The sequence below is a fragment of the Olegusella massiliensis genome (assembly GCF_900078545.1).
Lineage (GTDB): Bacteria > Actinomycetota > Coriobacteriia > Coriobacteriales > Atopobiaceae > Olegusella > Olegusella massiliensis.
This window is the reverse complement of record NZ_FLLS01000002.1, coordinates 1-14,661: the sequence shown is the minus strand read 5'-3', so window position 1 is coordinate 14,661 and position 14,661 is coordinate 1. Positions and strand designations below refer to the sequence as shown.

Below are 14,661 nucleotides of genomic sequence, written 5' to 3'. Positions count from 1 at the left end.
CAGTGCAGGGATGCTTAGATATAAAAGAAGGAAGTAGGGCCTCGTGCAAACCGAAGATGTACAAATGCAGCCTCAAACGCATCACGGCCGTAACTTTATAGTGGGTCTTGGCGTTGTCGTTGGCGTATTACTCATTTGTTATCTCGCTGCATGCTTTTATTTCACGACTCATTTTGTACCAGGGACCACGGTCAATGGTCGAGACGTGTCGTTGTTGAGTACAAGCGATTTTGCTACACGGGTCGAAAATGAAGCAAAGAATTGGTCTTGTAAGGTACAGAGTAAAGGTGGGTTTTTGCTCGAACTGTCAGGTGCAGATATTAAACTTTCAGCTGATGGTATCAGGGTATCCAAGGCAGCCTTTTCCCAGCGCACCGCTTATACCTGGCCGCTTGACCTGTTGCATCCTCAGGCAATTGTGACTGATGACTCTATTAGTTATGACGAAGAAGCGCTTAAGGCATGTGTCAGTTCTGCCATTGATAGCTTTAATAAAAAGGCAGAAGCGCCCACCAACGCAGCGGCAAGCTATGACATGGACAAACATGCCTTTGTGGTATCTGCTGACGCTAAAGGTACCGCTCTTGATAGTACAAAGTCCTATGAACGTATTACCGTCGCCCTTAGCTCATTGTCATCTGAGCTGGAGCTAGGAAAAGACGAGCTGCTCGCACCTTCCATTAGCTCTGATAACAAAGAATTGCTTGCTTCCTGTGATGTTGCAAATAAGCTCTTGGAGCAAAGCTTTCCGCTTGTAAAGGGCGACAAAATACTTGCTAAAATTGAAAAAAAGCAGATTGCAAGCTGGATTTCAATCGATAGCAAGAACAAAATTAACTATGACCGTGCTGCAATTGACAAGTGGAATGTCGAAAACATTGGTGATGAGGCATCTTTTGAAGATGATGAAGGTGTTTATGCGCTTGATCAAAAGGCTATGGTAGATGCGATTGTTGCTGCTTTTGATAAAGGTAAGGCAACAGAGATTGAGGTACCTACGACAACCATCGCGACCAAGCCTGCAATAACCCCTGGTGCCTCAAAGCGCGGTCGTCATCTCGATATCAATCTTTCGACCCAGTATGCTCGCTTCTACAACGCTTCGGGCAAGGTTATATGGGAGACTTACCTCGTTTCTGGTGACCTTGCAACTAGCCATGGTACGCCTACAGGTGAATTTGCAATACAGGCAAAGCAACGTAATCAGACCCTGATAGGTGATGATGAAGATAAAGATGGCAAGCCCGATTACAAAACGTTTGTAAGTTATTGGATGCCATTCCGTTCGGGTGGGTATGGTTTGCATGACGCGCCTTGGCGTGCATATTTTGGTGGAGATATATATCAGTATGCTGGCAGCCATGGTTGTCTTAATTTGCCACCACTTAAGGCAGAAACTCTTTATAACCTGGTGGTGATTGGGGATCCTGTCGTGGTACATTGGTAGCTTCTGTGTATTGTCTATAAGGTTTGACCTGCGCGTTCATTTGTGTTTTAATGGAAAAACTAAAGTTGCACGGTAGAAGGAAGTGGGGTGGATTTTTTGCCCCGCTTCCTTTTGTTTGAAGGAGGGGAGTCTTTCGTGGCTGTTCAGGATATAAGGCAGCAAATCCTTGATGCCCTTGAGGCATTAGCGCCGAGTCATGACATTGATATTGTTGATGTCGAGATTACTGGTGCTAAGGCAACTCCTGTTGTGCGCGTTCGTATAGATCATGTCGATGAAGCTGCTCCTACCATAACTCTTGATGAGGTAGCCGCGCAGACTGCATGGATTGGTGATGCGCTTGATGCGTTAGATCCTCTGTCTTCAAGCTATACCCTTGAGGTTTCTTCTCCTGGTATGGCTCGTCCCCTGCGTCGAGCCCATGACTTTGAGCGCTTTGCAGCTGAGAATGTGCAAGTGACAACAACTGCTACTGAGGGCAGACGTCGCTTTAGTGGCAAACTTTTGGGGATAGATGGCGATGAAGTCGTTATCGTCTCCGACGAAGGCGAGCAGCGTATCGCTTTTGCAGATATTAAATCTGCTCATATCAAACCTGACTATGATGCAGGCAAAGGCAAAAAGAAGTAGGGGATACGAGCACTTTTACGGTGATTGATAGAAATGGGAATGGGCGCATGGCGTCCTTGGGAAAAGGGAGACACATAGATGGCATCTGAGATGATGGAAGCGCTTATGGCGCTTTGCGAAGAGCGTCATATCGACCAACTGTATCTTATTGGTAGGCTTGAGAAGTCTTTGGCAGAAAGCTATGCCAACGTGCTGCATCTTGATTATGGTGCACGCGTTACGATTGACCCTCAGACCGGCAGGGTTTATGTCTATAAGCTTATTCCCAAAGGTGAGCCCGATCCAGAAACTGGCGAGTACACCGAATTTGACGAAGAGGATGTGACCCCCAAAGGCACCAGCCGTATTGCTGCTCAACATGCCAAAGCTGAGATTAATGCTATGGTGCGCAATGCTGCCCGCGAGCAGATTTACGAAGAGTTTTCGGATCGTATCGGCGATATCATCACAGGTACCGTCCTTCAGACCACACCCGACTTTACTATCGTTAAGATTCGTGAGGGTGTTGAGGCTGAGCTGCCACACTTTGATTTGCGTACGCATCCTGATGAGCGCAATGAACGCCCTGCTGGTGAGCGCTATATGCACAATAAGCGTATCAAGGCAATCATCGTTGATGTACGCGATCCCAATTCGAGCGAGCCTCCCGTGCGTGGCGAGCGTTCGCGCCCTAGTATCGTGATTTCCCGCACTCATCCTGACCTCATTAAGCGTCTCTTTGAGATTGAAGTTCCTGAGGTCTACGATGGAATTGTTGAGGTTCGTTCTATTGCCCGCGATCCTGGCGTGAGGTCCAAAGTCGCAGTTTCTTCTGTAGACGATCGTCTTGATCCTGTTGGCGCTTGTGTTGGTCCTAAGGGTAGCCGTGTGCGTACCGTCGTCTCCGAGCTCAGCGGTGAGCGTGTTGATGTTGTTGCTTGGTCTGATGACCCCGCTCGCTGTATCGCTGCAGCGCTTTCTCCTGCACGCGTGAGCCGTGTGATTATTGATCACGATAATGCGAATAATTACGCTACCGTTATCGTCCCTGATGACCAGCTTTCTTTGGCTATTGGCAAGGAGGGCCAGAATGCTCGTCTTGCTGCACGTCTGACGGGTTATCATATCGACATTAAGAACGAATCTTTGGCAGCTCAGGTACTTGAGTCATTGCCCGTCCGTGACGAGTTGGTTGACGAAGAGACGGAAGACGGTGCACATCGTTGCGAATATGTGGGTCCTACCGGTATTCAGTGTCGCAACATGGCACGTCCCGGCGCACGTTACTGCGGTATCCACGAAAACCTTGCAGAAATTATGGATGCTCCCGTTTCTGATGACCCTGATTCGTTGATTTAAGTTGGTGACTTTTTGATAGGTCCGCAACTTTCACTGGAAGGTAGTGCACATGGCAAAAACGCGCGTACATGATCTTGCCAAAGAATATGGCATGACCAGCAAAGAAATGCTTGGTCATTTAAAAGATATGCTCATCCCTGCAAAGTCTCCGTCCTCTACGCTTGAAGACGCCTACGTATCGATGGTGCGTAAAAAGCTCAAGCCCATCCTTGAGGCTCGTGCTGCAGAGATTGAGGCTCAAAAGAAGGCAGAAGCCGAGGCGAAGGCAGCTGCAGAAGCAGAGGCTGCTGCCAAGGCAGAGGCCGAGCGTATTGCTGCTGAGGAGCGCCGTGAACGCGAGCGTCGTGAGGAAGAAGAACGCCGCGCTGCAGCAGAAGCCGCTCGCAAGAAGGCAGAAGAAGAAAAAGCTGCTGAAGAAGCCCGTCGCAAGGCGGAAGAGGAGGCTGCTCGTCCCAAGGATACAGCCCCCAAATCTCTGCCGACTTTTAATAGCTTGCTCGATCAAATTGCTCAGCAAGAGCAGGTTCTTGCCCAGCAAGCTGAAGAAGCGGTCCAGCGCAAGGAAGAGGCGCGTGCCGCTCGTGATGGTGGACGCTCGAGGCGCTCTGCTGCTCCTCAACAAGATCGTCGAGCCAATATTGATAGAGACGATGATGAGAAGCCCAAGAGCTCTGGACGGGGCCGTGCTCGCAAAAACAAGCGCAATAGTGTTGAGAACGACTCCGATGACCGCTATAGCCGTATGGCTCGCCAGGCCGAAGAGTACAACCGTGATCATGTTCTTGAGCAAGCTCGTCAGGCGGTAGCTGAGGCAGCTGAAGAGTCACAAGGCCGTCGTAAGCGCCGCAAGGAGCGCCGTCGCCAGCAGCAGGCAGAAGCTGAGCGTGAGCAGCGCATCGAAGAGGCACGCCTCAACGATCAAGACCTCTCCCAGCTGGATACCATCTCTGTACCTCAAGGTGCAACGGTGGCACAGCTTGCTGAACTCATTGGTGTTGAACCCAATGAGATTATTAAGCGTCTTTTCTTGCTGGGTACCGCTTTAACGATGACTCAGTCAATGTCTGATGAGCTAATTGAGCTTGTTGCTGAGGATCTCGGTGCTGATATTAAGATCATGACTAAGGAAGAAGAAAATAGCTTCACCTTCTATGATGATCCTGCTTTGCTCAAACCACGCTCGCCCGTTGTTACCGTCATGGGCCACGTTGACCATGGTAAGACTAGCTTGCTTGATGCTATCCGCCATACTGGTGTTGCTGAGGGCGAAGCTGGTGGTATTACCCAGGCTATTGGTGCATCACAGGTGCACATCAACGGTCGTGTGATTACTTTTATCGACACCCCTGGCCATGCGACGTTTACTGCAATGCGTGCTCGTGGTGCAAAAGTTACCGACGTTGTTATTTTGATTGTTGCTGCTGATGACGGTGTCATGCCCCAGACCATTGAGTCTATAAATCATGCAAAGGCAGCAGGCGTGCCTATTGTTGTTGCGGTCAATAAGGTCGATAAGCCTGGTGCCGACCCCCAGCGTGTTCGTCAGGAGCTGACCGAGTACGGTTTGATTCCTGAGGAGTGGGGTGGTCAGACTATCTTCTGCGATATTTCTGCAAAGAAGAATCAAGGTATCGACAACCTGCTTGAGTCCGTATTGCTTGAAGCTGATGTTTTGGAGCTTAAGGCCAATCCCGATACCTTTGCATCTGGTTATGTTCTTGAGGCAAAACTTGATCGTGGTCGTGGATCTGTCGCAACAGTGTTGGTCAACCGTGGTACCTTACGCGTAGGTGATGCTTTAGTCGCAGGTACAGCGTATGGTCATGTGCGTGCCATGCTCAATCCCAAGGGCAAGAGCGTCAAGCAAGCAGGGCCTTCCGATCCTGTAGAGATTTTGGGTCTGCAAAGTGTACCTATGGCAGGCGATGAGTTCCGTGTCTTTACGGATGATCGCGATGCACGTGCGCTTGCTGATGAGCGCGCTCTCAAAGCTCGTATCGAAGAACAAAATAAGGTCAAGCATATTACCCTTGAAAACCTCTTTGACACGATGGCAGATGCCGAGGTCAAGGAGCTTAACCTCATCATCAAAGCCGATGTTCAAGGCTCTATCGAGGCTCTCCAAGACTCGCTGGACAAGATGGACCAAAGCGAGGTTCGTATCAATACGATTCACTCGGCAGTTGGTGCCATCAATGAAACTGACGTCACGCTTGCAGATGCTTCCAACGCAATCATCATTGGCTTTGGCGTGCGACCCGAGGCAAAGGCACGTAATGCGGCCGAGCAGGCAGGCGTTGAAATTCGTACCTACAGTGTTATCTACAAGGCAATTGAAGAGATAGATGCTGCCCGTATTGGCATGCTCAAGCCTACCGAGCAGGAAGTCCAAACAGGTACCGCTGAGGTTCGTAGCACCTTTAAGGTACCCAAGGTTGGCATTGCTGCTGGCTGCATGGTTGAGGAAGGCGAGATTTCAAGCGATGACTCGGCTCGCCTTGTACGCGATAGTGTTGTGGTTTGGGAAGGTTCGCTTGCCTCTCTGCGTCGCTATAAAGATGATGTCAAATCGGTCAAGGCAGGTTATGAATGTGGTATCGGCCTTGACGGCTATCAGGATATTCATGTAGGCGATATTATTGAATGCTATCGCATCGAGCAGGTTGCCCGTACTGAGTAATAGTTAGTAAACCCTAGTTGTGGCAGGGGAGAAGATCTCCTGCCGCACTACGGAGATGAGAACAATGAAACAAAATCATAATTCTCGCAGGATTAATGCCCAAGCTCGCGAAAAGCTCGCTCAAATTCTGCTCTTTGAAATTTCTGACCCCGCCCTTATGCTCGTAACGCTTACTGGTGTTGAGGTGTCTGTTGATAAGTCTGTGCTTCGCGCCTACATTAGCTGCGAGTCCGAGCGCTATGATGAAGTTTCTGCTGCGCTTGCCCGCGCTCGTGGTCGAGTACGGTCGCTTTTAGGACGCGCTCTTGGTTGGCGCGTGACGCCTGAGATTATTTGGCAAATTGATACGACCGTTGATGAAGCAGAACGTATCGAACGTGCGCTCCAAGATGTTCCTCCTACCATGGAAATTGAGAAAAACGACGAGGGTTATCCCGTTGATCACTCGGCTGAGGAGGCCTAGTTTTCGCAATGGACATTTCTCATTCCCTAGAGGTGAGCCCCAAGCAGGCTGCCCTGTTTGGACGCCTTACTCAACTTATTGAAGCAGCCCACGAGATTGTTATTTGTGCACATACCAATCCCGATGGAGATGCCTTGGGCTCAACCTTGGGTCTGCTCAAACTCCTTCAGTGGCGTTGGCCATCCAAGCAAATTACCGGATTGCTTGCCGATCCCAAGCCCATCCCCCGCATCTATGAATTTTTGCCAGGTAGTAAGAGTTTGGTGTGCGCAGCCGACTATCACAGAACTCCCGATCTCTTTATCTCGGTGGATCTCTCAGTTCCGTCACGTATGAATGATGGCGAGGCCGTACTTAAGCGCTCACACCATTGTGCCATCATCGATCATCATCCCTGCAGTGATCCTTTTGCTGAGGTGTCGCTTATTCGCACTGATGCTGCCGCTGCTGCGGTACCTATTTTGGAGTATGCACTCTATTTGGGAATGCCGATCGATACTGAGATAAGTCTGTGTTTGCTCTGCGCCATCATTACCGATACAGGACGTTTTCAGTATCAAAATACCAATTCGGAAGCGCTTGCTGCGACGGCACTTTTGGTGGACGCAGGCGCATCTCCTTCTGAGGTGTCGCTCAACGTCTATCAAAACTTCCGTCTTGAGTTTTTGCATCTTAAAGCAGCAGTAATGTCACGTATTGTGACTTTTGCGCATGGTCGTATTGCCTATAGCTATGCCACGAAAGCCGATCTAGAGCGTACAGGTGCCAATCTTGATGAGGCTGATGGACTCGTAGATGTTGTTCGTTCAGTTTCTGGTTCGGAAGTAGCGCTTTTTCTCAAAGAAGTGCCTGGCGGTCAAGTACGCGGCAACCTACGCTCCAAGACCAATCTTGATATTTCAGGGGTTGCTCGCTCTTTTGGTGGCGGCGGACATGCGGCTGCTTCAGGATTTTCTTATGATGGCGATATTGACGAGGTGCTTTCCCTCGCCCTGCCCCGTCTGCGTGCACTTTTTCCCGATGATGTTGCCTTTGGAGGTACCACTTCATTTCCCCGCATCAACATAGCGGGAGATGGGGGTGCACTGCTTTGAAACGAAAGTCGAGTGGACTTTGTTGCCTTGTTGCCATAGATAAACCTCTTGGTTTGTCGAGTCATGATGTGGTTTCTCGTGTCCGTCATGTTTTAGGCGAGACACGAGTAGGGCATGCAGGCACACTCGATCCGCTTGCCAGTGGGGTGCTTGTGTTGGGGGTAGGTCAGGCAACGAGGTTGATGGGCCTGCTGACTCTCGATGAAAAATGCTATGAGGCTCGCATCAGTTTTGGTTATGAAACCAAAACTGATGATGCAGAAGGCGAAATAACACATCGTGTCGAGCCCGATGAGCGCCTTTTTGATGCTGATTTTGCCCGCCAAACTCTTGCAGATTTGGTGGGAGATTGCCTGCAGGTGCCACCTGCTTATTCTGCTATTTCGCTTGACGGCAAACGTGCCTATGCACGTGCGCGCGCAGGCGAAAAAGTTGTACTTGCTCCCCGGCATATCCATATTTATGAAGCAGAACTCTTGTCGATTGAAAACGAGGATAACCAGCCTGTTTGGCGCTGTCACTTCCGTGTTTCCAAGGGTAGCTATATTCGTGCTCTCGCTCGTGATTTAGGACGTAGCTTGGATAGTGCCGCTCATCTCAGTGGATTGATACGCACGGCATCGGGACTTATTTCTCTTAAGAACTGCGTATCTTTAGACGAGCTGTCTTGTCAGGGCAAAGAACTTTTAGCAGATAACGAGCTTGACCCCGCGCGTACTCTTGGGTTGCCCGTGCGTCTTCTCGAGCAAGCAGAACTTGAAGATATTGTTTGTGGTAGAAAGATTCCTGCAGGCCTTGTGCTCGATCTTGACGAAGACACAGCACAAAATGCTCTGCGTGCACCAAAGTTTTCCGAGCGCATCTCTTTGGTATGGAAAAACAAACTGTATGGTGTCTGGGAGTGTCGTGGCTCTTATTTGCTTTGTGATACAAATTTTCCTCAGGGCGTGACAGGGGTACGTGCATGAGTGCGCAAAGTCCCCAGATTGCGCTTGAAGGCATGAGGCGTTACGACTTTGCAAAGGCTTGTCTGTATCTGCGCTCAGAGCTGAACTATAGGCCAGAGATTGCAGCGGTCTGTGTACTGGGTGTCTTTGATGGAGTGCATCGTGGGCATCAGAGTTTAATCAAGGCTGCCTGTCAAGATGCCCGTCGACGCAAGCTGCCCTGTATTGTGGTGAGCTTTTGTCCTGATCCTGCTGATGTCGTTTTTGAACCTCAGTCCTTAAGCCATCTTCTTCGTCAAGAAGATCGTCTTGCTTTGCTGGCGTCTTGTGGCGTTGATGGTATTTTATGCCTGGACTTTACCTTTGAGCTCGCAACTACCAGCTGGCAAGACTTTCTCTCTTGTACATTTTGGGCGTATCTGCGCCCCCACAGTCTTCACGTTGGTCAAAATTTTCATTTTGGTTGTGGAGGCAAGGGTGGCATTCCTGAACTCAAACGACTTGCCCCTGAGCTTGGCTTTGAGCTTTTTGACCATGAATTGATGCGGATTGCAGATGTTGTGGTGTCAGCGACGCATATTCGCGAGCTATTGCGCCAAGGACAGGTCGAACAAGCTGGTAATTTATTAGGTCGTCAGCACTTTGTGCGCGGGACCGTACAACATGGGCGCGGGGAAGGCAATTCTTTTGGATTTCCTACCGCAAATGTTCAGTTAGATCGAATGGATTGTGTGCCGGCACAGGGGGTCTATGCGGGCTGGGTGGTAATGGATTGTTCTGCTTGGCCAGCTGCTATTAATGTGGGCCTGCCTCCCAGCTTTAACGATGGAGATACTCCCTCATTTTTGGAAGCCAACCTTATCGGCTTTACGGGTGATTTGTATGGAGCAGATTTAGCAGTAAGTTTTGCTTCTTGGCTACGCGCTTCGCGTAAGTTTGATTCCCTTGATGAGCTTGAGCAAACTGTGTTAGACAATATTGACTGGGTCAAAAATCACTTAGCCGCCAAGCGTATTGAGCTTGCGCGCGGGGGTATCTATAACCTTAAAGTGCTTGAGCGCAAACTGTGGAGGGGAGGGCTGCATGATTAGTGATGGGGATAAAGAGCGCGTGCGTCAGGCTACTGACTTTGTCAGCTTAGTGTCTGAGACCGTTGAGCTGCATCGCCGTGGCAAAGACCTCTGGGGTTGTTGTCCTTTTCACCATGAGAAGAGCCCTTCTTTTCATATAGATCCGGCAACAGGACTGTGGAAATGTTTTGGTTGTCAACGCGGTGGCGATGTTTTTAACTACGTTATGGAACGAGAACATCTGGAGTTTCCCGATGCAATTCGTTTTTTGGCAGATCGTGCTGGAATAGAGCTTATTGAGGAGCGTGGAGCGCAGCGAGGACCAAAGCGCAATAGGCTTCAGCAGGCTCTCGGTGAAGCCGAAAAGCTTTACTCGACCATGCTGATGCGTGGCAGGGGAACAGGTCCGGCGTCTGCACGAAAATATCTTGCGAGTCGTGGTTTTGGTTCTGCCGTATGCCGTCGCTGGGGGCTCGGTTTTGCTCCTGGTCATGGCAGCTTGGCATCAACGCTGACCCAAAAAGGCTTTTCTCGAGATGAACTTTTAGCTGCAGACTTAGTTGTCGATCGTAACGGTCGTACGCAAGATCGTTTTTATGAGCGCGTGATGTTTCCCATTCACGATGAACAAGGTCGTCCTATTGGTTTTGGTGGACGTGTTTTGGGTGATGCTAAGCCAAAATATCTCAATACAAAAGAAACTCCTGTCTTTCACAAATCAAAGCATCTTTTTGGGCTAGATCATGCCAAGACGCAGATTACTGCTACGGGTACAGCGCTCGTGGTGGAAGGTTATACTGACGTTATCTCCTTACATGAACATGGTTTTTCCAATGCCGTGGCAGCGTTAGGAACGGCCCTTTCGCTTGACCATATAAAGATGCTCTCGCGTTTTAGGGCACAGCGTATTATCTGCATGTTCGATGGCGACGCGGCAGGTCAAAAAGCGGCAGAGCTCTCTGTCCAGTATGTGGATAAGACAGATGCAGAAATGCTTTGTGTGGTTCTTCCAAACAACCTAGATCCGATGGAGTTTCTCTCACTGCATGAGCCTTCGGAGCTTCAGCTGCAGCTTGATGATGCACGACCGCTGGTTGAATTTGTGCTTGAAAAGAAGCTTGCGGGCTTTGATTTGGGCATTCCTGGACAACGAGCAAAAGCTTTAGATGCAGCCGCTCAAGTGCTTGCACCCCTTAGGGATTCTGTGAGCTTTGATGGCTATGCGACCAATCTAGCTCATCAGCTGGATATGGACGTAGACGCTACCAAGCAGGTTATACGCGAATACGCACACAGTGCCGTAGCTCGCGAAGCAAAACTTCGCCAAGAATATGAGACGTATCAAACAGCGCATGAGTCCGTAGCTCCTGCGCAAGACTCATCAGTTGCAGTAGCGCCTACGTATCAAAGTATCGATAAGCTCCTTTCGCATGATGCGCGAGGTCAGTTAGCGGCCGAACGAGAACTATTGGCATTAATGGCTAATTCTCCCGGAGCAGTGCGCTCTTATGCCGAGCGATTGGGATCGGTGCTCTGGGCGGATTCTCGCCATGAGACGATGGCATGGGCGATGCTGGCAACAGCTGTGGATACTCCTCCTGCCGAGCTAGTGCGTGCAGCTTCTGTAGCAGTCCCTGAGGCTCCGCAGATTCTTGCTGGTGGTGGTTTGGCGTTGGCGCAGAGTATGGATGCAGATCATAAGGCAGCTTTTTTGGCTGATGTACTTGAACTTTATTCCACGCGCCGCGAAATCAAGGCAATTCAGGCTCAGCTTACGAGTCGTGAGGACAAAAACTTAGCTGAATTACTGGGTCGTGCGGTGGAATTGCGTAAACGAGAACACGAACTTAATCAAATTATTCCTACAGAGGTATAAGACTTCTAAAAACGGGTATTATCCTGTAGGTTCATGGCGTTGAAAGGACTCATGTGGCAACGAAAAAGACTGATGCTCAGACTGCAAAACTTACTCCTGAGCTTGCTTCTGTAGTGACGAAGCTTGTTAAGAAAGCAGGCAAGACGGGTGCCATTAGCGAAGATGATATCCAAATAGCTCTTGTGGATGTCGATGTTGATGATGATGAGCTGACTGATGTCTATGATGCCGTACGTGCGAAAGGTGTCACGATTTCTGGTTCGGGCGATATCCCCGATGTGGCTGCTGTTGCACTTGAATCTGATGTCGAAGACGACATCGATGATACCGTTGAAGAAGATGATGATGAAGAGGGTCTTGACGAGGAAGAAAAAGAAGAGCGCGAGGCTCGTGCAGAAGCTCGTGTAGCTAATGAGGTTCTTCGTTCTACCCCTAAAAATCACACTCGTAAACGTTCTAGCCGCGCTCGTTCCCGTCGCCAGGATGGTTCCACAGTGATGCTGACGGGTGATCCTGTGCGCATGTATCTTAAGGAAATTGGTAAGGTTGATTTGCTTACTGCCTCCGAAGAGGTACATCTTGCCATGAAAATTCAGGCAGGCAACGATGCTGCGGAGCGTCTTGAGGCGGCGGAGTACGGCGATGCTGAACTCACTCGTACTGAGCTACGTCGTTTAACCCGTATTGAGCAGGTGGGGCTTGATGCAAAACAGCAGCTGATTTCTGCAAACCTTCGTCTCACCGTCTCTATTGCTAAACGTTATGTTGGCCGTGGCATGCTCTTCTTGGATTTGATTCAGGAAGGCAACCTTGGTTTGATTCGCGCGGTTGAGAAGTTTGACTACACCAAGGGCTTTAAGTTCTCCACCTATGCGACTTGGTGGATTCGCCAAGCAATTACCCGCGCCATTGCCGATCAGGCGCGTACCATTCGCATCCCAGTTCATATGGTTGAGACTATCAATAAACTTGTTCGCGTGCAGAGGCAGCTTTTGCAGGAGCTTGGTCGTGATCCAACCCCCGAGGAGGTTGGTGCCGAGATGGGCATGTCTGCCGATCGTGTGCGCGAGATTCAAAAAATTAGCCAGGAGCCTGTCTCTCTTGAGACACCTATTGGCGAAGAAGAGGATTCTCAATTAGGTGATTTCATTGAGGATTCTACGGCCGTTGCTCCTCCTGAGGCTGCGTCTGATTCCATGCTTCGTGAGCAGCTTGAACAAGTGCTTGATGGACTTGCTGATCGTGAGCGTAAGGTTATTAAGTTCCGTTTTGGCTTGGAAGATGGTCACCCTCGCACTCTCGAGGAAGTTGGCCGCGAATTTGGTGTAACGCGTGAACGCATTCGTCAGATTGAGTCAAAGACCCTCGCAAAACTCCGTCATCCTAGTCGCTCGAGCAAGCTTAAAGACTTCATGGAAGAGTAGTTTTATTTTTCCCTAGCATCCCAATCAGCCTAGCAATCCTGCTAGGCTGATTTGCTCTTTATAACAGCTGTAATCAAACTGGACTTTTTTAAGACGATATGAGAGAAGCATTGAAGCCCCCTTGCTCATGTCATCTCGCGGGCTAGAGGACTGCCACAATGTGAGCTAGATATATTGGCTTGTGCGGCAATCTCATACCGCACACATGGAAGGGGGCTTCTCTTATGTATGTTACCTCCATTGGCCTTGATGTCCATGCCCGCTCAATCTCGGCTGCTGCTTTTAATCCCTTTACAGGAGAGATAACGCAAGCAGAGTTTCCAGCACAAGCCGAGCCAATAGCTAAATGGGCTAAGCAGTTCGAAAGTCCCAAGTGCGTCTATGAGTCGGGACCAACCGGATGGCATCTGGCACGTGAGCTCAAGGCGCTCGGCGTTGATTGCAGCGTTGCTGCCGTATCCAAGATGCAAAAGCCTTCAGCTGACAAGAGACGCAAGAATGACAAGCGCGATGCTGCATTTCTTGCCCGCATGCTTGCTTGCCACAACATCGTCGAGGTCTTCATCCCCACAGAAGAAATCGAGGCGGTCCGTGACCTCTCAAGAGCCCTAGACGATGCAAGAATCGACCTGCAAAGAGCACGCCAGAGGCTCTCGAAATTCCTGTTGAGAAGAGGTTATGTCTTCGATGAAAAGAATGCGCTTAACCAGAGGAAGAGCGCCTGGACAAGAGATCACAGAAAATGGCTTGAGTCCATGACCTTCACAGGCCCCGCTAGGGTGACCTTTGTCCACTATGTGACCTGCGTAAGATGCGCCGAGACTGACAAGAGATCTCTAGAAAAGGCCGTAAAGACAGAAGCAAGGACAGACAGGTGGGCACCAACGGTAAGAGCACTTTCGACTATCAAAGGAATAGACGAGGTGAGTGCCTTTTGCCTTGCTGCAGAGGCCGGACTCTTCTCCAGGTTTGGATCTGCTGAAGAGTATGCCAGCTGGTGTGGACTCATTCCTTCCGAGCACTCATCAGGAGAAAAAGAATCAACAGGACACATTACCAAGACAGGAAACAACGCTTCCAGGCGCATCCTCGTTGAGAGCGCTTGGCATTTCGCAAGCTGTTCGGCAAAGCCCAAGCAGATTCCTGACGAATGGTGCGTACCCACCTCCATACGCTTACGAGGCAATGTCTGCACTAAACGTCTTACTCAAAGGCATGCCCAACTCTCGAAAGCCACGCACAACCGCTGTATCGCCAATGTCGCGGTCGCCCGCGAGCTTGCCTGCTGGGTCTGGGAGATAGGACGGCGAGTGGAAGGAACCTATCAAGAAAGATAGGGGCCTACCCTTCATAAGACTTTTGCCAGGGATGCCTGTGCATCGACGCAGTGCTGGGATCTGCTCACGAGACCTTTTTTGGACAGCCCATAAGGGCCGCGTCCGCCATTAAAGACTGATATTCGCAATGAAGATCCCAGACGAAGAATCGAACTGCGGTACCGTGCTCTTACCAGCTGTTGGATCTCATAACCAACAGGAGCACAAATCAAAGCCCGCGAATATTAGCTTGCCAAGCAAGCGCCGACTAAGGAATGCTCAGTACAGACCATCCCCGGTTGAAAGTAGTAGCAGGTCCCAAGGAAACTTTAGGACCTGCTACGTCATGCCACTTGACAATGCTTCTCTCATATTA

11 protein-coding genes are annotated in these 14,661 nt (G+C 49.9%); all 11 read left to right on the top strand.

Annotation, left to right across the window (positions count from 1 at the left end):
* Positions 1-43 precede the first annotated feature (43 nt).
* The 11 genes from BN4314_RS00320 to BN4314_RS00270 all read left to right on the top strand — a co-directional run bounded on the left by BN4314_RS00320 (position 44) and on the right by BN4314_RS00270 (position 14,306).
* Complete coding sequence (locus BN4314_RS00320; RefSeq protein WP_068539160.1) at positions 44-1,447, top strand: L,D-transpeptidase; 1,404 nt, start codon at positions 44-46, stop codon at positions 1,445-1,447.
* 135 nt (positions 1,448-1,582) lie between these two features.
* Positions 1,583-2,077: a ribosome maturation factor RimP gene (locus tag BN4314_RS00315; RefSeq protein WP_068540728.1), complete on the top strand. Its 495-nt coding sequence runs from the start codon at positions 1,583-1,585 to the stop codon at positions 2,075-2,077.
* Positions 2,078-2,155: 78 nt separating this feature from the next.
* On the top strand, positions 2,156-3,415 hold the full coding sequence (gene nusA, locus BN4314_RS00310) for a transcription termination factor NusA (protein WP_021734940.1): 1,260 nt from the start codon (positions 2,156-2,158) through the stop codon (positions 3,413-3,415).
* A 49-nt stretch (positions 3,416-3,464) separates the two neighbouring features.
* Positions 3,465-6,095, top strand: a complete 2,631-nt coding sequence (infB, locus tag BN4314_RS00305; protein WP_068539158.1) for a translation initiation factor IF-2 — start codon at positions 3,465-3,467, stop codon at positions 6,093-6,095.
* Positions 6,096-6,159: 64 nt separating this feature from the next.
* Positions 6,160-6,558 carry a 30S ribosome-binding factor RbfA gene (rbfA, locus tag BN4314_RS00300; RefSeq protein WP_021734991.1) on the top strand — a complete coding sequence of 133 codons (399 nt, stop codon included), beginning with the start codon at positions 6,160-6,162 and terminating at the stop codon, positions 6,556-6,558.
* A gap of 8 nt (positions 6,559-6,566) precedes the next feature.
* Positions 6,567-7,652 (top strand): DHH family phosphoesterase, encoded by a 1,086-nt coding sequence (locus tag BN4314_RS00295; RefSeq protein ID WP_068539157.1) that lies wholly within the window; start codon positions 6,567-6,569, stop codon positions 7,650-7,652.
* Positions 7,649-8,620 carry a tRNA pseudouridine(55) synthase TruB gene (gene truB / locus BN4314_RS00290; protein ID WP_068539155.1) on the top strand — a complete coding sequence of 324 codons (972 nt, stop codon included), beginning with the start codon at positions 7,649-7,651 and terminating at the stop codon, positions 8,618-8,620. The genes BN4314_RS00295 and truB overlap by 4 nt, the downstream gene beginning before the upstream one ends.
* Positions 8,617-9,690: a riboflavin biosynthesis protein RibF gene (gene ribF / locus BN4314_RS00285; protein ID WP_068539153.1), complete on the top strand. Its 1,074-nt coding sequence runs from the start codon at positions 8,617-8,619 to the stop codon at positions 9,688-9,690. Before truB ends, ribF begins: the two co-directional genes overlap by 4 nt.
* Complete coding sequence (gene dnaG / locus BN4314_RS00280) at positions 9,683-11,545, top strand: DNA primase (protein WP_068539151.1); 1,863 nt, start codon at positions 9,683-9,685, stop codon at positions 11,543-11,545. Before ribF ends, dnaG begins: the two co-directional genes overlap by 8 nt.
* Before the next feature lie 53 nt (positions 11,546-11,598).
* Complete coding sequence (gene rpoD, locus BN4314_RS00275) at positions 11,599-12,969, top strand: RNA polymerase sigma factor RpoD (RefSeq protein WP_021734834.1); 1,371 nt, start codon at positions 11,599-11,601, stop codon at positions 12,967-12,969.
* A gap of 224 nt (positions 12,970-13,193) precedes the next feature.
* Positions 13,194-14,306, top strand: a complete 1,113-nt coding sequence (locus BN4314_RS00270) for an IS110 family RNA-guided transposase (RefSeq protein ID WP_068539149.1) — start codon at positions 13,194-13,196, stop codon at positions 14,304-14,306.
* Positions 14,307-14,661: the final 355 nt, after the last annotated feature.

What these genes read in the sequence shown, in the direction of transcription:
- dnaG (WP_068539151.1), top strand. Translation starts at nt 9,683, where the DNA reads ATGATTAGTGATGGGGATAAAGAGCGCGTGCGTCAGGCTACTGACTTT.
- BN4314_RS00270 (WP_068539149.1), top strand. Translation starts at nt 13,194, where the DNA reads ATGTATGTTACCTCCATTGGCCTTGATGTCCATGCCCGCTCAATCTCG.
- infB (WP_068539158.1), top strand. Translation starts at nt 3,465, where the DNA reads ATGGCAAAAACGCGCGTACATGATCTTGCCAAAGAATATGGCATGACC.
- BN4314_RS00295 (WP_068539157.1), top strand. Translation starts at nt 6,567, where the DNA reads ATGGACATTTCTCATTCCCTAGAGGTGAGCCCCAAGCAGGCTGCCCTG.
- nusA (WP_021734940.1), top strand. Translation starts at nt 2,156, where the DNA reads ATGGCATCTGAGATGATGGAAGCGCTTATGGCGCTTTGCGAAGAGCGT.
- rbfA (WP_021734991.1), top strand. Translation starts at nt 6,160, where the DNA reads ATGAAACAAAATCATAATTCTCGCAGGATTAATGCCCAAGCTCGCGAA.
- ribF (WP_068539153.1), top strand. Translation starts at nt 8,617, where the DNA reads ATGAGTGCGCAAAGTCCCCAGATTGCGCTTGAAGGCATGAGGCGTTAC.